We start from the raw sequence: 21587 nt of genomic DNA on the forward strand, positions 1-21587 counted from the left end.
TCACCACACGCGATTCGCTCGTTTCGTATCGAGGCGGTAGTCGGTAACGGGTGCCGTGTAGAAGCGCTCAGCGAGGGCGCGCGCTGCGTCCGCCGGGCCTCGGGGATCATGGGCGATCTCACCGCGACTGTTTCCGTTGCCGACCACCACGCCGACAAGGTCGTGGTCCAGGTAGCGGGTGAGTTCCTGAAACTGGATTGAGACACCCTGCGTTGCAACGATATAGGTTTCCTCACAAGAGATCAGAACTCCTACTTTTTGGTCATGAGACCCTTCTATCGCAGCTTGCGCCAGCACGTAGTAGTTGCCGTCATGACGCGGGCTGGCGCTGAGGATCGACGTTTTCATGATCCTCTGATCCCTTCGCAAGACAGTGCACGCGGTGAAGGTGACGGAGCCCGACGCTCAAGGCCGCGGCGACTCGTGGAACTCGGCCCGCCGCACGCGACGGCCGAAAGGCCTGGCCCCGTCACCGATAACGTCCCGTTCCTCTTCGGCCAGGCCACCCCACGTCCCGTAATTCTCCGGGAACCGCATTGCGTGCTCCCGGCATTGCCGTCGCACTGGGCAGCGCTCGCAGAGCGCCTTCGCCCTGAGTTGCCGGGCCCGCCGGTGCCGACCCCGCTCGCCGTCGGGGTGGAAGAACAACCCGTCCTGACCTATGCAGGCGGCCCGTTGCTGCCACTCCCAGGCCTCGGCCAGAACCGCGGGACGGCGCCGGTTCATTCGATCTCGAGCGCGCCGGCGAGCAGGCGCATCAGCCGCAGGCCGCCGATGCTGTTGGCGGACTCGTCGAGCGCGGGGCCGTAGATCCCCACCCCGGCGCACCGGGGCACAACCCCCATCATGGCGCCCGAGACGCCGCACTTGGCCGGGATGCCCACCTCGGTCGCGTACCGGCCGGACGCCTCGTACATGCCGCCGAACAACATCAGCCGGCGCACCAACCGCACGTGCCAGGCCTGCAGTAGCCGGCCGCCCAGGTGCACGTCGACGCCGTCGGCCAGCACCCGCCCGGCGTGGGCCAGGTCGACGACGTCGACCTCGATGGCGCACATCTGGCAGTAGGCCCACAGCAGCTCCTCGACGTCGCCGGTGATCAGCCGGTGGCTGCGCAGGAAGTAGCCCAGCGCCCGATTGCGGTCCGAGAGCGCCAGTTCGGATCGCGCCACCGCCTCGTTGACCGTCACCGCCGCGTTGCCGGTCAGCAGGCGCACGAAGTCCAGCAGGTCGGCGACCCGGTGCTGCGGCCCATCGCCGGGCAGCATGTCCACCACCACCAGAGCGCCGGCGTTGACGAACGGGTTGACCGGGACCCCGGACCCCCGGATGAACGTCTCCAGTGAGTTGTAGGAGCCGATCCCCTGGTCCCGGCCCACCCGGGCGAAGACGTGGTCCTCGCCCCGGTGGTGCAGGGCCAGCAGCAGGGTGAAGACCTTCACCACGCTCTGAACCGTGAAGCGGGCCTTCGAGTTTCCTGCCGTGAGGATGTTCCCACCGCCCAGGTCGACCGCGACGGCCAGTTCGTCGGCCCGCGCCCGGCTCAGTTCGGGCAAGTACGTCGAGACCGAACCGGCGGCGAGATGCGGGCGCACCTCGTCGACCAGGGTGTCCAACCAGTTCTCTGCAATCACCGTCATGTCTCACCCACCCTGTCCTCCGGCCGGGCCCATTTTCGTTGGGCCCGGCCGGAATTCGCGGTATGCCTCAGAAGTACACCAGGTGATCGGCACGCTCGGCGTCGCCGACCGGCAGATGGTCCTTCTCCCACTCCATGCGCTTGGTCTCCGTGTAGTCCTTGACGAAGTCCTCGCTGAAGACCTGGTAGGTCAACTCGTCGGTCTCGAATGCCTCGACCGCCTCGAGCAGGGTGCGGGGCAGGCGCGAGATCTCGGCGCGGTCGGAGGCCAGCTCCGTGATCTCCGGACCGGGATCGATCTCGTTGGCGATCCCGTCCAACCCGGCTGCCAGCAGGAATGCCCCGGCCAGATAGACGTTCGCTGATGCATCCGGGTTGCGCACCTCGATGGCCGGGCGGTTCTCCGGCAGCCGGATCATGCAGGAGCGGTTGTTGGGACCGTAGGCGATCTTGATGGGCGCCCACGACACCGACCCGTCAACCAGCCTGGGGGTCAGCCGCTTGTAGGAGTTCACCAGCGGGTTGGTGATGGCCGTCAACGCCCGCGCGTGCTTGAGCAGCCCGCCGACGAAGTACTTGGACTCCTTGGACCACTCCTCCTCGCCCGGGTGCGCTGGATTGCCCAGCCGCAGCACGCTTTCGCCGGACCCGTCAACCGAGTAGAGCCCGAGGTTGAAGTGCGCACCCGAACCCCACAGGTTGGCAAAAGGTTTTGGCATGAAGGTGACGGCCAGGCCGTGCCGCTTGGCCACCTGGTGCACCATCAACCGGAACAGCGTGACCCGGTCGGCCATCTCGAGGAGATCCTTGTAGTAGAAGTCGATTTCGAACTGGCCCACCCCACCCTCGGCGCCCAGCGCGAAGGCCTTCAAGCCGATCTGCTCCATGGTGCTCACCACGTCGTCGAGGAAATCCGCCACGTCGTATGAGGTTTCGACATCGTAGGCCGGACTCGGCTCGATGCCGCCGGTGACCGTCAGCGAGCCGAACCCTGCCGAGCTCAGGTCCTCGGGCCGGTAGACATAGAACTCCGGCTCGATCCCCAGGGTGCAGCGGTAGCCCTGGTTGGCCGCGCGTTCGATCTGTTTCTTCAGGATGGACCGCGGGCACAGGGAGAACGGCTCCCCCTTGTCCGACCACATATCCGAGGCCATCCACGCGAACCGGTTGTCCCAGGGCAGCACCGTGAGGGTGTCGATGTCGGGGAGGGCGGTGACCTCTTCCTCGACCGGATCCATCACGCCGATCCCGTTGATGCCGCGCGGGGTGTACCGCGCGAACCCGGCCATGAGTTCCGGCAGCAGGCCGACCGGGTGGCTCTTGGCGCGGTTGCGCCCGAAGATGTCGGCCCACGAGGCGGTGACGTACCGTACGCCCGCGTCCGCGAGTTCCTTGGCCTTGGCCGAGTAAGACGAATCGATCTCGTTGAGGGTATCCATGTGATTGTTTCTCGCTTTTCTTATCTTGTCGGTACTGCGATTGGTTTGTCGACGGAAAGCTGTTGCAGATCAGCCGATTCGCCAGCGGACCTTGCTCAGGTCCATCGGCTGGATCGGCATGAAGTCGCCGTACCGCGACGGCGGCGCGCTGGCGATGCGGGCACCCTTGGGGCCGAAGTTGTAGGCCGGTTCGGGATTGAACTTCAGGAAGGCGAAGTAGACCAGTGCGGCGACGCTGGTGGACACGATGAAACCGAAGTCCGCACCGTCGAAGAGGCGTGCGCCGGGGCCGACGTACCAGCCGGTGTTCACGAACAGCATTCCGACGGTGACGGCCGAGAGCCAGGCGATGACCGCGCGGTGGTTGAGGCCGGCCGAGGACCAGTACCGGCCGCCCATCTGGCCGCGGTTGTACACCTGCAGCGAGTCCGGATCGTAGTAGCCGCGATTGTTGAAGTAGCCGATCAGGTTGATGATGGTCCACGGCGCGCCCAGCACGATCAGGATCGCCAGGTAGGAGCTCACGATGGCCGAAAGCTGTTGGTAGAAGGCGCCGATGAAGACCAGCACGGTCGACACTATCGACAGGTAGATGGTGGCCCGCACCCGGCTAATCCCGGGGACGATCGACGAGAAGTCCAGCCCCATGTTGTAGATGTTGATCACGGCCTGGGCGGTGCCCGGGATGAAGGCCAGATACAGCGCGAAGAACAGGAACCAGTAGGGCACGTTGTTCGCGAACTCGGTGGCGTAGGCGTTGATCGGATCCTTGAACGTCACGGCGGTGTAGGCGCCGAACATAAAGGCCCCGCCCATGCCGAAGAAGCCGCCCACCCAGGCCGCCGCCACCGAATGGCGGGGCGGGTACTTGGTGGGTGAGATGTGCCGGGTCCAGTCGCCGACGTAGGGGCCGTAGGAGTTCACCGTGCCCGCGCAGGCGAGCATGCCCAGGATCCAGGTCGGCCAGAAGCTGCCCAGTGCGTAGTCGCCGCCGGCGTAGTTGGGGTCGAAGTTCTCCGAGGCGACGAAGATGTAGAGAATCATGATGGAGCCCGCGGTGGGCACCATCCACTTGGTGAAGGTCACCATGTTGGCGTGCCCCATCACCGCGATGATGGTCATCACCACGGCCACCAAGGCGTAGGCGATGATCAGCAATGCGACTGTGACGGCTTGGCTTTCGACGCCGAAGATCCGGACCACGCTGCGCGCCAGCACCTCGCCCGCCGCCCAGATGCACAGCGCGGCGAAGACGATGTCGGCGGTGATTCCGAGGGCCGAACCGATCATGCGGCCCAACGCGCCGAAGTGCGCCCCGCTGGCGACGGGGTTGTTGCTCCCGCTGCGCATGCCGAGCAGGCCCATCGGCGCCATCAGGGTGGCACCGATCGCCGAACCCACCACGATCGCGCTGGCCGACGCCCACCACCCCAGGCCCAGCGAGACCGGGACCCAACCGATGACGATGATCCCGAACGTCATGCTCCCGCCGAACAGGATCCACAGCAGGTTCCGGGGACGGGAGTGCCGGTGTTCGTCCGGAATGTACTCGATTCCGTAACTCTCCACCTTGCCGACCACATCCACCATTTCGGTGGTCGGCTCAGCCGCGTCTGCGACTTCTTCCTTCATGTCGAAATTCCTTTTTTCTCAACGGAATAGGTCAACGATCGATTCAGGACAACGCCTCCCACGCCTTCCGGAACGGTTCCAGCGGGGCCCTGGCCACTCCCCCACCGATCTGGCGGCCCGAGCGGCCCGCGATGCCGATGTCCAGGAACGGGGTGACGCCGGTGGGTTGGACGATCTTCTCGACGTCCAGACCCAACGGGGCGCCGCGATAGTTGAGAATGGGAATCCGGAACTCGGGACTCTCCGTCACAGTGATGTCGTACATGGCGGTGGTTCGGGCGACCATCCTCACTACGCTGCGTCCACTGGATCTCTGCAGTGGCAACCCCGCCGCCTGAGCGACCCCACCCAGACCGACCACCTCGGTGATGATGCTCTCACCGCCCATGAACTCGATGTCGTCGGCGTCGTATCCGTGCTCGATCCGGAAATCCTCGAACGTCGGCAGCGGCCCGGTGAACCAGGCGTCGCCGGTCCCCGAGGTCTGGACGCCGAACTCCGCGCACGAGAAGGACATCGCGGTCACCACGCTGGAGCCCTCGAACCCGCGCATCGCGTTGGCCATCACCTTGCTCGCCGCCATCGACAGCCGCAGGAAGAAGTAGTCGTCGCACAGCGAGTCCAGCGCGTCGTCGAGCTCGGCGCCCAACTGTTTGGCGCCGACCAACAACCGGCGCAGGAACAGCAGCGTCGCCGCGGCGTTGCGGCTGTGCAACTCGTCGCCCATGGTGAGGGCGCGCGTCATGATCGGCTTGAGCCGCAGCGGTTCGGTCTGCGCCGCGATCAGGCTGTTCAGCGCGGGCGCGACGCGCAGGCGCAGGGCCTCCAGATTGTCCCGGGTGGCGGCGGTATAGGTGCCGTAGTTCAACCGGTCGGCGCTGTCGCCCTCGTACAGCGTGCAGTAGCCGCGGTTCCCGGTGGACTCGTCGACCACCACCACCACCGGCATCGAGGCGGTGGTGACGCCGGCCAGCGACCCGACGCAGCCGAACTCCTGACAACCCCGGACGGTGATCTCGCCGCGTTCGAAGGCCGCGACCGCGGCGGCCTCGTCGGCGGCCAGGCCCTCGTAAAGTGCTCCGCCGATGATCGCGGCCCGCTGGCCGCCGGTGTAGGCGTCGAACGGCATGGTCGGCCCGGAGGTGAGCACGGTCGACGAGGGCAGGCCCATGGCCTGCTGCGCGCTTTCGATCCCGACCAGGACCGGATCAGCGGCCAGCAGCGCGTCGACGGCGGCGAGGTTGGCTTGCTCGCGAACTCTGGACATCCGGTGGCCTCCTGGTAAAACGTTTTGGCATCGTCATTTCGGCACGCTTTTACGGATCGGGTGGGTCTGGTTGCACGACCTCGGCGGTGCCGGTTGGGCGTTGCCAAATGGTTTTGGCTTGTTCCGGTGTGACCGTAGTCACGGCCCGACGACGGTGTCAAGGGGATCACCGAAAAAATTACGGCGCCGGTGATCACGACCGGCCGGTCGGCTAGCTCGGCGCCGAAGACCCCCGGACGACGAACTCGGTGGGCATCACCGGTCCCGGCAAAGTCCCCGGGCCGCTCTCGAGGCGCTCGATGAGCAGTTCGGCGGCCGTCTCGCCGGTCCGGAACGGGAACAGGTTGGTGGCCGAGATCTGCGGGGAGGTCAGTGCCAGCGATCTGTCGTCCACCGCCGAAGCGATGGCCAGGTCCTGCGGCACCCGCACCCCGGCCCGGGTGGCTGCGTCGAGCAGCGCCAGCGCCAGGTCATCGGAGCTGGTGTAGACGGCGTCGACCGCGGTGCCGAACAGCTCGGCACACGCCGCGTCGATCGACTCCTTGTCCAGCGCGCCGACGGTGACGACGGTCTCCGGGAGACCCCGCTCGCGCACCCACGACCGGTAGCCGGTGCGGACGTCGTTGACGTAGGAACGTCGCGTCTCGTCGGTGACCAGGGCGGGGCGCCGGCGCCCCGCCGCAGCAAAGTGATCCAGCACTTCCCGGGCCGCTCCGGCATGGTCGTTGTCGACGCGCAGCAGCCGGCGGTCGCCGTTCAGCGGCACCCCGATCGTGACGACCGGGACGTCGGTGCGGAAGACCGGCTCCTCACCGTGTGGGTCGACGATGATCGCCCCATCGATGGCGAACCCGGTCAGCACATTGGCCTTCCCACCGGACGGCGACACCACCAGCGCGTAGCCCGCCTGGTCGGCGGCGGCCGCCGCGCCGTTGATGAGCTCGAGGAAGTACGCCGAATGCGGCAGCGACGGGCCCGGGGTGTCCCCGAGGTCCGGCATCTGGATCGCGATGATCCGGCTGCGCCGGGTGACCAGCTGCTGGGCGTGCACATTGGCCTGATAGCCCAGCTGCCGGGCGGCCTCGAGGACCTTGGCGCGGGTTTCCTCGGCGATGCGGCCGCGGTTGTTCAGGACGTGGGAGACGGTCGTCGGTGAGACGCCCGCCGCCGCAGCCACGTCGACGATCCCTGCCACCATCTACCTCGCTGCCTGAGTCACCCCACGAGCGCGAGCGGGTCGGTCACCCCGCGGAGACGGACCGGCCCGCGCTGTGCAGGTCGTTGCAGGCCTCGATGACCCGCTCGGTCATCGACGCCTCGGCCTTCTTCAGGTAGCTGCGCGGGTCGTAGGTCTTCTTGTTGCCGACCTCGCCGTCGATCTTCAGCACGCCGTCGTAGTTGGTGAACATGTGCGCGGCCACCGGACGGGTGAAGGCGTACTGGGTGTCGGTGTCGACGTTCATCTTGATGACGCCGTAGCCCAGCGCCTCCTCGATCTCCGACTTCGCCGAGCCCGAACCGCCGTGGAAGACGAAGTCGAACGGCTTGGAGCCCTCGGCCAGGCCCAGCTTGGCCGAGGCGACCCGCTGGCCCTCGGCCAGGATCTCCGGCTTGAGCTTGACGTTGCCCGGCTTGTAGACGCCGTGCACGTTGCCGAACGTCGCGGCCAGCAGATACTTGCCGTGCTCGCCGACGCCGAGCGCCTCGACGGTCTTCTCGAAGTCCTCCGGGGTGGTGTAGAGCTTCTCGTTGATCTCGGCCTCGACGCCGTCCTCCTCGCCGCCGACCACACCGATCTCGATCTCGAGGATGATCTTGGCCTCGGCCGACAGCTTCAGCAGTTCCTTGGCGATGTCCAGGTTCTCGTCGATCGGCACCGCCGAGCCGTCCCACATGTGCGACTGGAACAGCGGGTTGCGGCCGTTCTTGACGCGCTCGGCCGAGATGGCCAGCAGCGGGCGAACGAACGTGTCGAGCTTGTCCTTGGGGCAGTGGTCGGTGTGCAGCGCCACGGTGATGTCGTACTTGTCGGCGATGACGTGGGCGAACTCGGCGAGCGCGACGGCGCCGGTGACCATGTCCTTCACCCCGAGGCCGGAGCCGAACTCGGCCCCACCCGTCGAGAACTGGATGATGCCGTCGCTACCGGCGTCGGCGAAACCCTTGATGGCGGCGTTGATGGTCTCCGAGGACGTGCAGTTGATGGCCGGGAATGCAAAGGAATGCTCCTTGGCGCGGCCCAGCATCTCGGCGTAGACCTCGGGAGTGGCGATGGGCATGGAACATCCTCCTGGGTGTCTGTAACTGGGTGCGTCGAGACCAGTATCTCAGTAAGACCGTATTCATGGTCCGAGAGCGCCACGCAACCGGGCCACGGCTCCGCGTTTACCGGTCCGAGGCCAAGCCCCGGTATGTTGAAGTCTCATGACCAGCACCACGCTCGCGCTCATGCCGGACTTCATGGACCCGATCACCCTGATCGGGTACTTCGGCACCTGGGCCCTGCTCGGACTGTTGCTGGTGGTGTTCGTCGAGTCCGGCGTGCTGTTCCCGATCCTGCCGGGCGACTCGCTGCTGTTCGTCGCGGGCATGCTGGCCGCGGGCACCGCCTCGGCCGGCGCCGAGGCGAATTTCCAGCTGTGGCAGCTGCTGGTGTTCATCCCGATCGCCGCGGTGGCGGGCAGCCAGGTCGGCTACTGGATCGGCCGCAACGTCGGCACCGCCATGTTCAAACCCGACGCCCGCTTCCTCAAGCAGAAGTATCTCGACGAGGCGCACAATTTCTTCGAGTCGCGGGGACCGTTCGCCATCGTGATCGCCCGCTTCGTCCCGATCGTGCGGACGTTGGCGCCGATCACCGCCGGCGCGGCCCGGATGAACTACGCCGTGTTCACGATCTTCAACATCGTGGGCGCGCTGGTCTGGGGCATCGGCCTGACCCTGCTGGGCTACTGGCTCGGCCAGTTCGAGGTCGTCCAGTCCCTGCTGGAGCCGATCATCATCCTGATCGTGGTGGTCTCGGTGCTGCCGATGGTCTACGAGTGGTACCGGCGGCGGCGCGAAGCAAAGAACGCCGCCGCCTGACCCCGCGTTTGCGCCCAAAGGTGAGTTTGGGTCACTTTGTGCGAGTGGTTTCCGGCATTTCGTCGATCTCGGCGAAGCGCCGGTCGGCCCCGCTCAGCTCAGCTTCAGCACGCGGGCCAATTCCCGCAGGCCGGGCCGCGGGTCGTCGGTGGGGCTGTTGCCCAGCACCTGGATGACGACGTGGTCGGCGCCGGCGTCCAGATGCGCGGTGACCATCTCGGCGGCCTGCTCCGGCGAGCCCATCCCCACCACGCCGCGGGCCAGCCGCTCCGAGCCGCCGCGCACCAGATCGGACTCGTCGAAGCCCTGCCGCAGCCAGGAGTTCCGGTAGTTGGGCAGGCCGCTGTAGACGTCGAGGTGCGCGTGCGCCCGCTTCAACTGGTCCGCGTCGTCGCCGCCGATGGCCACGGCCTGCTCGGAGACGATCCACTTGTCCGGGCCGAGGATCTCCCGCGTCACCCGGCTCTGCGCCGGGGTCACCAGGTAGGGATGGGCGCCGTCGGCGTGGGTGCCGGACAGCTCGATCATCTTGGGCCCCAGCGCGGCCAGCAGCACCGGCGGCCGCCCGACCCCGGGCTCGATCTGCGGCGGGATGGCCGCCATCTTCTCCAGGTAGGTCCGCATGGTCGCCAGCGGCTTGGCGTAGGTGCCGCCGAAGCCGCGCTCGACCAGCGGGCCGTGGCTGACGCCGAGGCCGAACGCGAACCGGCCGGGGTACAGCGCGGTCAGCGTGCGGGCGCCGGTCTCGGCGGCCGACGGCAGCCGGACGTGCAGGTTCGCGATCCCGGTCCCGACCACCAGCTTCTCGGTGGCGGCCAGGAACGCCGCGGATTGGGTGAAGCACTCCTTGCCGACCACCTCGGGCAGGAACAGCGAGCCGTAGCCGAGCTGCTCGATGTCGCGGGCGACCTCCTGCGCGTCGGGCATGGCCCAGGTTTCACTGGCCCACCACACGCCGATGCGGGACGGAAAATCGATCTTGGCACGCTGCGAGGAAGTCATGCCCCGATCCTAGGCAGCCAGTTCCTCGAACAGCTCCGCCAACCCGGTCAGCGAATGCGCGGGCAGGAACACGTCGCAGTACGGCAACGCCGCGGCCATCGACCCGGCCGCCGGTTCGAACCCGACGCCGGCCGCGCGCGGGTTCAGCCACACCACCCGCTGCGCCCGCTGCCGGAGCCGGCGCATCGCCCGGTCGAGCACCTCGGGCGGGTCGGTGTCCCAGCCGTCGGAGGCGATCACGGCGACCGCGCCCCGCAGCGCGCTCCCGTGCGAGCCCCGCACCAGCTCGGCGACGGCCCGGCCCAGGTGGGTGCCGCCGTAACGGTCGAGGACCCGCTCGTTGGCCCGGGCCAGCGCCACCTCCGCGCTGCGGTGCGACAGGGCCGGGGTCAGCCGGGTCAGCGACGTCGCGAACGCGAACACCTCGGGCGCCGCGGCGCGGTGCCGCAGCGCCAACGCCCGCATCAGGTGCAGATAGATCGTGACGTAGGGCTGCATGGAACCGCTGACGTCGCAGAGGAACACGATCCGACGCGGCCGTTCCCGGCGCCGGGTCCGGATCAGCACCAAAGGCTCCCACCCGGTGGTGCGGGCCGCGCGCATGGTCCGGCGCAGGTCGATCCGGCGGCCACGCCGACTCGGTTCGTGCCGACGGGTGCGCCGCCGTGGCCACCGCGGCGCCGTGCGTTCCAGCCAGTCCCCGATGACGCGCAGGTCGGCCGCGTCGAAGGCCTCGAAGGCCTGGTCGGCGCGGACCCGCAGCCGGCTCGGCAGCACATCGGGCACCGCCACGGCGGAGTCGGCCTCCGCGTCGTCGTCGCCGGCCATCGAGGCCTGCCGGGTCAGCCACGGCAGACCCGGCCCGTCGAGGCTCACCGCACCGGCGTCGGCGAGCCCGGTGGCCGCCGAAACCTGGCCCGCGGCGCGAGATTTCATGGACACGGGGTCGACGCCGCGCACGGCATCGGCGAAGACGGCGGCGAACACCTCGTCGAACGTCGGAATGTCCTCGGCGCGGGTCACCAGGGTCAACCGGGCTCCCCAGTACACCTCGCGGTGCGCCCGCGAGGTCACGCCGAGGGCGGCCACGAAATCCGCTGCGCCGCTTGCCGATACCAGCACCCCGGCCGCGCGCAGCCGGGTCGCCAGGGCCACCGCGAGGGCCGCCCGATCCACGGCCGGCAGCAGCGCCGACGGGCTCATCGCCGGTCGCGCTCCACCCGTCGGCCGAGCAGCCACCGGCCGACGGCGAACACCGCGGCGGCCGCGGCGAACAACGCCGCCACCGCCGGTGCGTACCGTTTCACCGTCTGACCACCCGCCAACTCGAGCAGGTCGATCGGGGCCGCATCCGGCGCCGCCACCTGCGGTTCGGCCTGCGACGCCGGGGACTCCGCCGACGCCGCCGACGCAGCCGGGGCCGCCAGTTTGGCCTCCAGCGACTCCACGAACTGACCCAGCAGCTTCTCCGAAACCTGTTGCAACATCCCGCTGCCGAACTGCGCGAGCTTTCCGACGACCTTGAGGTCGGTGTCGACGGTGACCCGGGTGCGCTCCCCCGCCTCGTGCAATTGGGCGGTCACGGTCGCGGTCGCGTTGCCGGTGCCACGGGCCTCCTTGCCCTTGGCGTCGATCACCGCGCGGTACTGCTCGAGATCCTGCTCGACGAACCGCACCCGGCCGCTGAACTCACTGGTCACCGGGCCCACCTTGACCTTCACCTTGCCCAGGACGTCGTCGCCGTCGCGGCCGTCGAAGACCGCGCCGGGCATCAACGGGATCACCTCCTCGAGGTCCGTGAGCACCTCCCAGGCGCGGGCCACCGGTGCGCTGACGGTGAACTCATTGGCGATCTTCATCGCTGGGTCCTTTCATCGGTTGCTGCTGTGCTCGGTCAGGGCCGCGCTGATCAACGCGTGATCGTCGGGGGTCTTCGCCAGCGCGCCGAGGCTGTTACCCAGCGCCCGGGCGCTCTCGGCCACCAGATCACCGACACCGAGGGCGGCCAGCGCGGCGACCCAGTCGATGGTCTCGGCCAGCCCCGGCGCCTTGTCGAGGTCCAGACCCCGTGCGGCGCCGACGAATTCGGCGGCGCTCTCGATCAACGCCACCGTCGCGCCCGTCACGGTGCGCCGCACGATCGCGGCCGCCCGCACCGGGTCGGGGTAGTCGATCCAGTGGTACAGGCAGCGCCGCCGCAGCGCGTCGTGCAGGTCGCGGCTGCGGTTGGAGGTGAGCACCACCACCGGGGGCCGCGCCGCGACGAAGGTGCCGAGTTCGGGCACGGTGACGCTGGCCTCACCGAGAAACTCGAGCAACAGCGCCTCGAATTCGTCGTCGGCGCGGTCGATCTCGTCGATCAACAGCACCGGCGGGGTGGGCCCGGAGTGCCGCACGCACTGCAGGATCGGCCGGTCCACCAGGTAGGGCTCGGTGTAGAGGTCCGCCTCGGCGATCGCGGTGCCGTGCGCCTCGGCGAGCCGGATGGACAGCAGCTGGCGCTGGTAGTTCCAGTCGTAGAGCGCCTCGGCGGCGGTCAGACCCTCGTAGCACTGCAGCCGGATCAGCGGCGCGTCCAGGACGGCGGCCAGGGTCTTGGCGGCGGTGGTCTTCCCCACCCCGGGTTCACCCTCCAGCAGCAGCGGGCGGCCCAGGGTGGTCGCCAGATAGCAGGCCGCCGCGGTGCCCTCGTCGAGCAGGTGGTCGTGAGCGTCGAAACGACGCACCACGTCGTCGATCCCGGCGAACGGCCCCGCGGCCGTCATCGCCGCGCCGCGGCGAACGTATCCCGGCAGCCGACGCCGCAGAACCAGTGCTCCTCGCCGTCGAGCCGCAGATACGGCGTGGCTGCCGCGACGACGACGCTCATCCCGCAGACCGGGTCGATCACCTCGCGGACGGCCGCCGCGGCCGGCGCCGGTCGCAGCAGTCCACCCCGGCGGACCCCCGAGATGACCTGGGCCAGTATCGCCACCGCGATCTCCGGGGCGGTCCGCGCGCCGATGTCGAGGCCCACCGGGGTGTGCACCCGGGCCCGCTCCGCGTCGGTGACCGCCGCCGCGGCCAGGACCTCGGCGCCGCGCACCCGGCTGGCGACCAGACCCACGTAGCCGACGCCGGCGTCCAGGGCGGCGCGGATGATCTCGGCCTCCGGTCCGCCGTGGCTGGCGATCACCACCGCGCTGCCCGTTGCCATCTCGTCGGGATCGGCGTCGGTTCCGCGGGCCGTGTCGTAGCCGACCGCCGCGCACAGCTGCGCGAATGCCTCGGCAATCGGCGTCGTGCCGTAGATGCGAACCAGCGGGGCGGGCGTCTCGGGCACCAGGAAGATCTCCAGGGCGCCGCCGGACAGACAGGGGTTGACGACGACGCGGGCGCCCGGGGCCTGCGGGAAGTCCACCTCGCCGTCGGGCAGCACCCGCAGCAGCAGCGACTCGCCGGCCTCCAGGGCGCCAAGGGCGGCCTTGCGCACCGAGTTCTGCGCGCACTGCCCGCCGACGAAACCCTCGATGGTGCCGTCGGCCAACAGGATTGCCTCGTCACCGGGGCGCGCCGAGGCCGGCGGCTGCGCCCGGACGACGGTGGCGTGCACGAACGGTGTCCGCGCCCGCCGCAACTGCACCACTCGCTCCGTCATGGTCATGGCCGCACCTCCTTCGTCCTAGATCGGGGGCCGGGCCCGACCCTGCATGGCCTCCCACACCCGCGACGGCGTCAGCGGCATGTCCGCGTGCCGGACGCCGAACGGGGCCAACGCGTCGATGACCGCGTTGACCACGGCCGGCGGCGAGCCCACGGTCGCGGACTCGCCGATGCCCTTGGCCCCGATCGGGTGGTGCGGCGACGGGGTGACGGTGTGCCCGGTCTCGAAGTGCGGCACCTCCATGGCGGTCGGGATCAGATAGTCCATCAGCGACCCGCCGAGGCAGTTGCCGTCCTCGTCGAAGGCGATCATCTCCATCAACGCCATGCCGATCCCGTCGACCAGGCCGCCGTGGATCTGGCCCTCGATGATCATCGGGTTGATCCGGGTGCCGCAGTCGTCGACGGCCAGGAAGCGGCGCACCTTGACCACCGCGGTGCCGGGGTCGATGTCGACGACGCAGAAGTACGCGCCGTACGGATAGGTGAGATTCTCCGGGTTGTAACAGATCTGGGCGTCCAGGCCGCCCTCGATACCCTCGGGCAGATCCCCCGCACCGTGCGCGCGCATCGCGATGTCGGCGATGCTCACCGCGGCCGACGGGTCGCCCTTGACCCGGAAGCTGCCCTTGTCCCATTCCAGGTCGGCGACCGAGGCCTCCAACATGCCGGAGGCGATGATCTTGGCCTTGTCGCGGACCTTGCGGGCCACCAGCGCGGCGGCGGCACCGGACACCGGCGTGGACCGGCTGCCGTAGGTGCCCAACCCGAACGGGGTCTGGTCGGTGTCGCCGTGGACGACGTCGATGTCGTCGGGCGGGATGCCGAGTTCCTCGGCGACGATCTGGGCGAACGTGGTCTCGTGCCCCTGGCCCTGGCTCTGCACCGACAGCCGCACCACGGCCTTGCCGGTGGGATGTACGCGTAGCTCGCAGCCGTCGGCCATGCCCAGGCCCAGGATGTCCATGTCCTTGCGCGGGCCGGCCCCGACGGCCTCGGTGAAGAAGGACATGCCGATGCCCATCAGCTCGCCGGCCGCCCGCTTGCGGCGTTGCTCTTCGCGCAGGTCGTCGTAGCCGACCATGTCCATGGCCAGCCGCATGGTCTGCTCGTAGTCCCCGGAGTCGTACACCCATCCGGTCTTGGATGTGTACGGAAACTGTTCGGGTTTCAGCAGATTGCGCAGCCGCAGCTGGGCCGGATCCATCTTCAGCTCGTAGGCCAGGCAGTCGACCAGCCGCTCGACGAGGTACACGGCCTCGGTGATCCGGAACGAGCAGGCGTAGGCCACGCCGCCGGGCGCCTTGTTGGTGTAGACGGCGGTCATGTGGGCATAGGCGGCCTCCAGGTCGTAACTGCCGGTGAACACCCCGAAGAACCCGGCCGGGTATTTGACCGGCGCGGCGGTGCCGTTGAACGCGCCGTGGTCGGCGAGCACATGCGACCGGATCGCCAGGATCTTGCCCTCGGCGCTCGCCGCGATCTCGCCGACCATGATGTAGTCCCGCGCGAACCCGGTGGAGGTCAGGTTCTCGCTGCGGTCCTCCATCCACTTCACCGGCCGGCCCAGCAGCAGCGAGCCGACGATGGCGCACACGTAGCCCGGATAGATCGGCACCTTGTTGCCGAAGCCGCCGCCGATATCGGGGGAAATGACCCGGATCTTGTGCTCGGGCAGCCCGGCGACCAACGCGTAGAGGGTGCGGTGCGCGTGCGGGGCCTGCGTGGTGGACCACAGCGTCAGCTTCCCGCTGACCGGGTCCAGATCCGCGACGGCGCCGCAGGTTTCCATCGGGGCCGGATGCACCCGGGGATACACCATCTCCTGTTTGACCACCACGTCGGCCTTGGCGAACACCGCCTCGGTGGCCGCCGCGTCCCCGGTCTCCCAGTCGAAGCAGTGGTTGTCGGTCTTGCCGTCGAGGTCGGTGCGGATCACCGGGGCGTCGGGGTCCAGCGCGCGCCGGGCGTCGATCACCGGGTCCAGCGGCTCGTAGTCGACGTCGATGAGCTCCAACGCATCCCGGGCCGAGTAGTGGTCCTCGGCGACGACGAAGGCCACCTCCTGCCCCTGGAACCGCACCTTGTCGGTGGCCAGCACGGCCTGCACGTCGTTGGACAGCGTCGGCATCCACGCCAGGCCCTTCTCGGCCAGCGCGGCCCCGGTGACCACCGCCTTGACCTTCGGATGCGCCTGGGCCGCAGACACATCGATGCTGTTGATCTTGGCGTGCGCGTACGGCGAGCGCAGGATCGCCAGGTGCAGCATGCGGGGCAGTGTCACGTCGTCGACGTAGGTGCCGCGGCCGCGGATGAACCGCGGATCCTCCTTGCGCAGCATCCGCCCGTAGCCGCAGGGTTTCTGGTTGTTGTCGGCGGTGTCCTCGGGCCGGGTCTCGATGGTGGTCATGCGGGTGTCACCTCCGGTTGCTGCGCACCGCGCTGCGCGGCGGCGGCCCATTGGATGGAGCGGACAATCGTGGTGTAGCCGGTGCAGCGGCAGATCTGGCCCGAAATCGCCTCCCGGATTTCGTCTTCGGCCGGATCGGGGTTGCGGTCGAGCAGCGCGCGGGCGGTGATCATCATGCCCGGCGTGCAGAAGCCGCACTGCAGCCCGTGGCATTCCATGAAGCCCTCCTGCACCGGGTCGAGCTTGCCGTCGACCTCCAGGCCCTCGACGGTGCGCACGCTGCGGCCGGCGGCCATCGCCGCGAGCATGGTGCAGGACTTGACCGGGTCGCCGTCGACCTCGACCACGCAGGTACCGCAGTTGGAGGTGTCGCAGCCCCAGTGCGTCCCGGTCAGCCCGAGGGTGTCGCGCAGGAAATGCACCAGCAGCGTGCGGGGTTCCACCTCGGCGCCGACCTGCTCGCCGTTGACCGTCATGGTGACCTGCATGGTTCAAACCCCCTGTGGCTCTGGTGCGTTGCGCGCGCGCTCGACCGAGCGGCGCAATGTTCGGATGGTCAGCTCACCGGCGAGGTGGCGCTTGTAGTCGACGCTGCCGCGCATGTCGCCCACCGGATCGCAGGCCGCGGCCGCGGCGGCGCCCGCCTCGGCGAAGGTCGCCTCGGTGGCGGGCTTGCCTGCCAGCGCATCCGAGAGCGCGCGCAACGCCTCCGGGTCGGGGTTCACGGCCGTGAGCCCCACCCGGGCGGCCGCGATGGTGGGCTCCGGCCCGTCGCCGTCCAGCGTGACCTGCGCGCCCGCGGCGGTGACTGCCCAATCCCCCACCCGGCGTTCCACTTTCGCGTACGCACTGGCGGTCCGGGCGCGTACCGGGATGCGCACCTCGAGCAGGATCTCGTTGTGGGCCAGCGCGGTCTCGTACGAGCCCTGCAGGAAGTCGTCGATGCCGATCTCGCGTTCGCCGGCCGGTCCCCGGGCCAGGCAGACGGCGCCGAGCACGGCACAGACCGTGGTCAGGTCCTCGGCCGGGTCCGCCTGACACAGCGAGCCGCCGACGGTGCCACGGTTGCGCACCACCGGGTCGGCGATCACCTTCTCGGCGTCGCGGAAGATCGGCAGCACCGCCGCCAGCGCGTCGGATTCGAGGACGTCCCGGTGCCGGGTCATCGCCCCGATCCGGACCGTCCCCGCCGCGCCGGGCGGCCCGACGTCCAGGTAGCCGAGTTCGGCCGCCAGGTCGTTGATGTCGATCAGATATTCGGGGTTGGCGATGCGCAGTTTCATCATCGGCAGCAGGCTGTGCCCGCCGGCGACGATCATCGCGTCCTCTCCCAACCTGTCGAGCAGGCCGACCGCCTGCTCCACGCTGGTGGCGCGTTCGTACTCGAAGGGCCCGGGCACCTGCATGTGACACCCCTCACACTCCGCCGGTGGGTGTCCCAGTGTCGGCAACGCCGACGATTACGTCAATACCCGGTTAAGCGAAACCTGAAGATGGTCGCTGAACAGGTCTAATGAACCTCGCCGTGGATGGGTCCGGCGGTCTCGGCCAGCGGGCGTCCGCCGCCGCCCCAGCGGCGCGCGATGATCTCGGCCGCGATCGACACCGCCGTCTCCTCCGGGGTCCGGCCGCCCAGATCGAGGCCGATGGGACTGGCCAGCCGGGCCAGTTCGACGTCGGTCAGCCCCGCCTCCCGCAGCCGCTCCAGCCGGTCGGAGTGGGTGCGCCGCGACCCCATCGCCCCCACGTAGGCCACCTCCTCGAGGCGCAGCGCGACCTCCAGCAGCGGCACGTCGAACTTCGGGTCGTGGGTCAGCACACAGATCACCGTGCGCGAGTCGATGCGGCCGGCGCCCACCTCGCCGGCGAGGTAGCGGTGCGGCCAGTCGACGATCACCTCCTCGGCGGTCGGGAACCGCGCCGGGGTGGCGAACACCTCCCGGGCGTCGCAGACCGTGACCCGGTAGCCCAGGAACGTGCCCTGGGCCGCGACCGCGGCGGCGAAGTCGATGGCCCCGAACACCAGCATCCGCGGCCGCGGGGCATGGCTGGCGACGAAGACCTCCATCCCCTCGCCGCGCCGCTGCCCGTCGGGGCCGTAGGTGAGCACCTCGCTGCGGCCCGCGGCGAGCAGTCCGCGCGCGTCGTCGGTGACCGCCGCGTCCGCGCGCGCCGAGTCCAGCGATCCGTGCACCTCGTCGGGACGGATCACCAGGCGGCGACCGACGCGCGCGGGGTCCGGATGGGCGATGACGGTCGCGAGCGCGACGGGCCGGTGCGCCTCGATGTCCTCGGCGACCGCGGCCAGCTGGTCAAAGTTGTTCTGCGATACCGGCTCGACGAAGATGTCGAGGATTCCACCGCAGGTCAGACCGACCTCGAAGGCGTCGTCGTCGCTGACGCCGTAGCGCTGCAGGACCGGTACACCGGTACCGATCACCTCGGTGGCCAGCTCGTAGACCGCTCCCTCGACGCAGCCGCCGGACACCGATCCGCTGACCGTCCCGTCGGGCGCGACCACCATCGCCGCGCCCGCCGGGCGCGGGGCGGAGCGGAAGGTGCGCACCACGGTCCCCAGCCCGGCCGTCGCCCCGGACCGCCAGACCGCTAAGAGATCGCTCAGCACATCCTGCACGTGCCCAATGTAGGACACGTCTAGTCTGCAGTCGTGACACCCGCTCAGCTTCGGGCATTCTCGGCGGTCGTCCGCCTCGGGTCGGTGCGCGCCGCCGCCGAGGACCTCGGGATGTCCGACGCCGGCATCTCGATGCACGTGGCGCAGTTGCGCAAGGAACTCGATGACAAGCTGTTCATCCGGACCGCCGCGGGGCTCGCATTCACCCCCGGTGGCCTGCGGCTCGCCAGTCGGGCCGTGGAGATCCTGGGCCTGCAGCAGCAGACCGCGATCGAGGTGACCGAGGCGGCCCACGGCCGGCGGCTGCTGCGGATCGCGGCCTCCGCGGCGTTCGCCGAACACGCCGCACCGGGTCTGATCGAGCTGTTCTCGTCGCGCGCCGACGACCTGTCCGTGGAACTGAGCGTGCACCCCGTCGGGCAGTTCCGGTACCTGGTCCAGTCGCGCGCCGTGGACGTGGCACTCGGTCCGGCGGCCGGCCCGCCCGACGACACCGTGGCCGTGCGGCCGTTCCTGAAGTACCAGCTGATCGCGGTCACCGCACCCGATTCCCCGCTGGCCGGCGCCGCGCCCGCGCCCGCGTTGCTGCGCGAGCAGCACTGGATGCTCGGGCCGACGGCGGGCAGCCCCGACGGCGAAATCGCCGGCATGCTGCGGGATCTGGCGATCCCCGAGGCCCAGCAGCGGATCTTCCAGAGCGATGCCGCTGCGCTCGACGAGGTGCGCCGGGCCGGCGGCGTCACGCTGACGATCGGTTTCGCCGTGGCCAAGGACCTGGCCGCCGGGGACCTGGTGCGCCTCGACGGGCCGGGCCTGCGGCATTCGGGCGAGTGGTCGGCGACCACGTTGGCCCCGGGCGCCCGCCAGCCCGCGGTGTCCGAACTGGTGCGGTTCATCACCACCCCGCGCTGCACCCAGGCGATGATCCGGGGCAGCGGCGTCGGCGTGACCCGGTTCCGGCCGAAAGTGCATGTGACGCTGTGGAGTTAGGGCCCCGGTGGGTCGCGGGTGTCCTCCAGGGCCCGGATCAGGGTCGCGGCATCCCAGGGCCCCCGATGCCGCCGGCCGTTGACGAAGAAGGTCGGGATGCCGTCGAGGTCCATCACCTCGGCGTCCTCGGCGTCGTCCTCGACCCGGTGCCGCACCGCGGGTGAGCGCAGGTCCTCGTCGAACCGGTGGATGTCGCAGCCCACGCTGTCGGCGTAGCGGTACAGGTGTTCCCATTCCAGGTGGTCCTGGAACCGGAACAGCATCGGTCCGATCTCGAAGAACTTGCCCTGCAGCGCCGCGGCCTCGCTGACCAGCGCGGCGTCGAAGGCGCGGGGATGCTCCTTCGCCAACGGCAGGTGCCGCCACACGTAGCGCAATCGGTCACCGAAGTGCGCCAGCACCTCGTCGATGGACCCCGTGGCGCTACTGCAGAACGGGCATTCGAAGTCTCCGTACTCGACCAACGTCAGCGGCGCGTCCGGCGGCCCGGCGATGTGGTCCCGGGCGGGGTCTACGGGGCGGACCAGTTTGGCCCCCAACGGCTTCGGCGGACTGAGCCGGTCGCCGACCCGAAATATCGCCCACCCCAGCAGGAACGCCAGCACCGAGGCGGCCAGCACGCCGACGCGGGCCTGGTCCTGTCTGACCGGATCATCGACGGCCAGATCGATGATGAACAGCGAGATGGTGAATCCGATGCCGGACAGCGCCGCGCCGCCGGCGACGCGCCGCAGCGTCAGGCCCGGCCCCAGTTCCCCGATGCCGAGGGTCCGCACCATGGCCGTGGCGCCAGTGATACCGACGAGCTTTCCGACCACCAGACCGGCGATGATGCCCCACGTCAGCGGCGAGGTCGCGGCGGCCGACACCGTCGCATAATCGAGTCGGACCCCGGCGTTGGCCAACGCGAACAACGGCAGCACCACGAACGACACATACGGGCCGAAGGCGGTCTGCAGTCGTTCGTTGATCGAGATCGAATCGCGCAGACTGCGGGTGGCCGCCCGCGCGTACTCGGAGTTCGGCGATTGCCGGAACGCCCGGATCACCCCGATGGCGGATTCCACCGTGCGCCGCTGCGGCCGGAACACCGGAATCAGCAGCGCCACACCGACTCCGGCCAACGTGGGGTGCAGGCCGCCGGCCAACAGGGCGACCCACAGCGCCACCCCCAGCACCGCGTAGGCCGGGCCGTGTCCGGCCGGCAGCAGCCGCACCGACGCGAGCGCCACCAGCAGCACCAACGCCGACGCCAGCGGTACGATCTGCAGGTCGTCGGAATAGAACACCGCGATCACCGCGAGCGCACCGATGTCGTCGACGACGGCCAGGGTCAGCAGGAACGCGCGCAACCGGCCGGGGAACTTCGGCCCGATCACGGCGAGCGCGCCGATCAGAAACGCGGTGTCGGTGGAGATCACCACGCCCCAGGCGTGGGCGTCGGCCCCGCTCGGATTGAACAGGAAGAAGATCAGGGCGGGCAGGACCAACCCGGCCAGGGCGGCGATCACCGGCACCACGGCCCGCGCCCGATCGGTCAGCTCGCCGATCCGGAATTGGCTGGTGACCTCCAACCCGACGATGAAGAAGAAGAACGCCATCAGGCCGTCGTTGACCAGGTGCTTGACGGTCAACTCGGCGTGGCGGGCGCCGAAGCTGATGCCGATGTCGGTGTTCCAGAACGTCGAATAACTCTCGGCCCACGGCGAATTGGCCCAGACGATCGCGATGACGGTGAAGATCAGCAGCAGCGCCGCCGCGCGGTTCTCGCCGCTGCGTGGCGACGTCGGAGCCAGTCCGAACCTGCCGGGACGCAATCGGATCCCGGTCATGTCGGGAGAATACTC

Annotated in this window: 20 protein-coding genes; 2 read left to right on the plus strand and 18 right to left on the minus strand. The window is 69.4% G+C overall.

Annotation, left to right across the window (positions count from 1 at the left end; all coding sequences use genetic code 11):
- The 8 genes from R2K23_RS19880 to fbaA all read right to left on the minus strand — a co-directional run bounded on the left by R2K23_RS19880 (nt 1) and on the right by fbaA (nt 8256).
- Complete coding sequence (locus tag R2K23_RS19880) at nt 1-348, minus strand: hypothetical protein (protein WP_316511992.1); 348 nt, start codon at nt 346-348, stop codon at nt 1-3.
- A 57-nt stretch (nt 349-405) separates the two neighbouring features.
- On the minus strand, nt 406-726 hold the full coding sequence (locus tag R2K23_RS19885; RefSeq protein WP_316511993.1) for a WhiB family transcriptional regulator: 321 nt from the start codon (nt 724-726) through the stop codon (nt 406-408).
- Entirely contained in the window at nt 723-1640 is a 918-nt protein-coding gene (glsA, locus tag R2K23_RS19890) for a glutaminase A (RefSeq protein WP_316511994.1), read from the minus strand. Before glsA ends, R2K23_RS19885 begins: the two co-directional genes overlap by 4 nt.
- A 67-nt stretch (nt 1641-1707) precedes the next feature.
- Nucleotides 1708-3078 (minus strand): glutamine synthetase family protein, encoded by a 1371-nt coding sequence (locus tag R2K23_RS19895; RefSeq protein WP_316511996.1) that lies wholly within the window; start codon nt 3076-3078, stop codon nt 1708-1710.
- Between the two features lie 69 nt (nt 3079-3147).
- Nucleotides 3148-4710, minus strand: coding sequence for a purine-cytosine permease family protein (locus tag R2K23_RS19900; protein ID WP_316511998.1), 1563 nt, complete (start codon nt 4708-4710; stop codon nt 3148-3150).
- A 43-nt stretch (nt 4711-4753) separates the two neighbouring features.
- Nucleotides 4754-5977, minus strand: a complete 1224-nt coding sequence (locus R2K23_RS19905; protein WP_316512000.1) for a YlbE family protein — start codon at nt 5975-5977, stop codon at nt 4754-4756.
- A gap of 211 nt (nt 5978-6188) precedes the next feature.
- Nucleotides 6189-7175: a LacI family DNA-binding transcriptional regulator gene (locus R2K23_RS19910; RefSeq protein ID WP_316512002.1), complete on the minus strand. Its 987-nt coding sequence runs from the start codon at nt 7173-7175 to the stop codon at nt 6189-6191.
- A gap of 43 nt (nt 7176-7218) precedes the next feature.
- Nucleotides 7219-8256: a class II fructose-bisphosphate aldolase gene (fbaA, locus tag R2K23_RS19915; protein ID WP_316512004.1), complete on the minus strand. Its 1038-nt coding sequence runs from the start codon at nt 8254-8256 to the stop codon at nt 7219-7221.
- 145 nt (nt 8257-8401) lie between these two features.
- Here fbaA and R2K23_RS19920 point away from each other — a divergent pair, with 145 nt between their 5' ends.
- Entirely contained in the window at nt 8402-9061 is a 660-nt protein-coding gene (locus R2K23_RS19920; RefSeq protein WP_316512006.1) for a DedA family protein, read from the plus strand.
- A 93-nt stretch (nt 9062-9154) separates the two neighbouring features.
- Here the strand turns inward: R2K23_RS19920 and R2K23_RS19925 are convergent, their stop codons facing one another.
- The 9 genes from R2K23_RS19925 to R2K23_RS19965 all read right to left on the minus strand — a co-directional run bounded on the left by R2K23_RS19925 (nt 9155) and on the right by R2K23_RS19965 (nt 18750).
- Entirely contained in the window at nt 9155-10063 is a 909-nt protein-coding gene (locus R2K23_RS19925) for an LLM class F420-dependent oxidoreductase (RefSeq protein WP_316512007.1), read from the minus strand.
- A gap of 9 nt (nt 10064-10072) precedes the next feature.
- Nucleotides 10073-11266 (minus strand): vWA domain-containing protein, encoded by a 1194-nt coding sequence (locus R2K23_RS19930; RefSeq protein WP_316512009.1) that lies wholly within the window; start codon nt 11264-11266, stop codon nt 10073-10075.
- On the minus strand, nt 11263-11922 hold the full coding sequence (locus R2K23_RS19935; protein ID WP_316512010.1) for an SRPBCC family protein: 660 nt from the start codon (nt 11920-11922) through the stop codon (nt 11263-11265). The genes R2K23_RS19930 and R2K23_RS19935 overlap by 4 nt, the downstream gene beginning before the upstream one ends.
- A gap of 12 nt (nt 11923-11934) precedes the next feature.
- The gene (locus R2K23_RS19940; protein ID WP_316512012.1) at nt 11935-12828 is read right to left on the minus strand and encodes an AAA family ATPase; all 894 of its coding nucleotides are present in this window, start codon (nt 12826-12828) and stop codon (nt 11935-11937) included.
- The gene (locus tag R2K23_RS19945; protein ID WP_316512014.1) at nt 12825-13706 is read right to left on the minus strand and encodes an XdhC family protein; all 882 of its coding nucleotides are present in this window, start codon (nt 13704-13706) and stop codon (nt 12825-12827) included. The genes R2K23_RS19940 and R2K23_RS19945 overlap by 4 nt, the downstream gene beginning before the upstream one ends.
- An 18-nt stretch (nt 13707-13724) precedes the next feature.
- The gene (locus R2K23_RS19950; protein WP_316512016.1) at nt 13725-16115 is read right to left on the minus strand and encodes an aerobic carbon-monoxide dehydrogenase large subunit; all 2391 of its coding nucleotides are present in this window, start codon (nt 16113-16115) and stop codon (nt 13725-13727) included.
- Entirely contained in the window at nt 16112-16603 is a 492-nt protein-coding gene (locus R2K23_RS19955) for a (2Fe-2S)-binding protein (protein ID WP_316512017.1), read from the minus strand. Before R2K23_RS19955 ends, R2K23_RS19950 begins: the two co-directional genes overlap by 4 nt.
- A gap of 3 nt (nt 16604-16606) precedes the next feature.
- Complete coding sequence (locus R2K23_RS19960; RefSeq protein WP_316512019.1) at nt 16607-17521, minus strand: FAD binding domain-containing protein; 915 nt, start codon at nt 17519-17521, stop codon at nt 16607-16609.
- A gap of 104 nt (nt 17522-17625) precedes the next feature.
- Entirely contained in the window at nt 17626-18750 is a 1125-nt protein-coding gene (locus R2K23_RS19965) for an XdhC family protein (RefSeq protein WP_316512020.1), read from the minus strand.
- A 33-nt stretch (nt 18751-18783) separates the two neighbouring features.
- Between R2K23_RS19965 and R2K23_RS19970 the strand changes: the two genes are divergently transcribed.
- Complete coding sequence (locus R2K23_RS19970) at nt 18784-19740, plus strand: LysR family transcriptional regulator (RefSeq protein WP_316512021.1); 957 nt, start codon at nt 18784-18786, stop codon at nt 19738-19740.
- Here the strand turns inward: R2K23_RS19970 and nhaA are convergent.
- Nucleotides 19737-21572: a Na+/H+ antiporter NhaA gene (gene nhaA, locus R2K23_RS19975; protein ID WP_316512022.1), complete on the minus strand. Its 1836-nt coding sequence runs from the start codon at nt 21570-21572 to the stop codon at nt 19737-19739. The two genes, R2K23_RS19970 and nhaA, sit on opposite strands and share 4 nt — an antisense overlap.
- Nucleotides 21573-21587 lie beyond the last annotated feature (15 nt).

It is taken from the genome of Mycolicibacterium sp. MU0050 (assembly GCF_963378085.1).
GTDB classification, from domain to species: Bacteria; Actinomycetota; Actinomycetes; order Mycobacteriales; family Mycobacteriaceae; genus Mycobacterium; species Mycobacterium wendilense.

Bases quoted from the DNA above. Each gene is read 5' to 3' on its own strand.
- R2K23_RS19880 (WP_316511992.1), bottom strand. From the start codon at position 348: ATGAAAACGTCGATCCTCAGCGCCAGCCCGCGTCATGACGGCAACTAC.
- R2K23_RS19885 (WP_316511993.1), bottom strand. From the start codon at position 726: ATGAACCGGCGCCGTCCCGCGGTTCTGGCCGAGGCCTGGGAGTGGCAG.
- glsA (WP_316511994.1), bottom strand. From the start codon at position 1,640: ATGACGGTGATTGCAGAGAACTGGTTGGACACCCTGGTCGACGAGGTG.
- R2K23_RS19895 (WP_316511996.1), bottom strand. From the start codon at position 3,078: ATGGATACCCTCAACGAGATCGATTCGTCTTACTCGGCCAAGGCCAAG.
- R2K23_RS19900 (WP_316511998.1), bottom strand. From the start codon at position 4,710: ATGAAGGAAGAAGTCGCAGACGCGGCTGAGCCGACCACCGAAATGGTG.
- R2K23_RS19905 (WP_316512000.1), bottom strand. From the start codon at position 5,977: ATGTCCAGAGTTCGCGAGCAAGCCAACCTCGCCGCCGTCGACGCGCTG.
- R2K23_RS19910 (WP_316512002.1), bottom strand. From the start codon at position 7,175: ATGGTGGCAGGGATCGTCGACGTGGCTGCGGCGGCGGGCGTCTCACCG.
- fbaA (WP_316512004.1), bottom strand. From the start codon at position 8,256: ATGCCCATCGCCACTCCCGAGGTCTACGCCGAGATGCTGGGCCGCGCC.
- R2K23_RS19920 (WP_316512006.1), top strand. From the start codon at position 8,402: ATGACCAGCACCACGCTCGCGCTCATGCCGGACTTCATGGACCCGATC.
- R2K23_RS19925 (WP_316512007.1), bottom strand. From the start codon at position 10,063: ATGACTTCCTCGCAGCGTGCCAAGATCGATTTTCCGTCCCGCATCGGC.
- R2K23_RS19930 (WP_316512009.1), bottom strand. From the start codon at position 11,266: ATGAGCCCGTCGGCGCTGCTGCCGGCCGTGGATCGGGCGGCCCTCGCG.
- R2K23_RS19935 (WP_316512010.1), bottom strand. From the start codon at position 11,922: ATGAAGATCGCCAATGAGTTCACCGTCAGCGCACCGGTGGCCCGCGCC.
- R2K23_RS19940 (WP_316512012.1), bottom strand. From the start codon at position 12,828: ATGACGGCCGCGGGGCCGTTCGCCGGGATCGACGACGTGGTGCGTCGT.
- R2K23_RS19945 (WP_316512014.1), bottom strand. From the start codon at position 13,706: ATGACCATGACGGAGCGAGTGGTGCAGTTGCGGCGGGCGCGGACACCG.
- R2K23_RS19950 (WP_316512016.1), bottom strand. From the start codon at position 16,115: ATGACCACCATCGAGACCCGGCCCGAGGACACCGCCGACAACAACCAG.
- R2K23_RS19955 (WP_316512017.1), bottom strand. From the start codon at position 16,603: ATGCAGGTCACCATGACGGTCAACGGCGAGCAGGTCGGCGCCGAGGTG.
- R2K23_RS19960 (WP_316512019.1), bottom strand. From the start codon at position 17,521: ATGCAGGTGCCCGGGCCCTTCGAGTACGAACGCGCCACCAGCGTGGAG.
- nhaA (WP_316512022.1), bottom strand. From the start codon at position 21,572: ATGACCGGGATCCGATTGCGTCCCGGCAGGTTCGGACTGGCTCCGACG.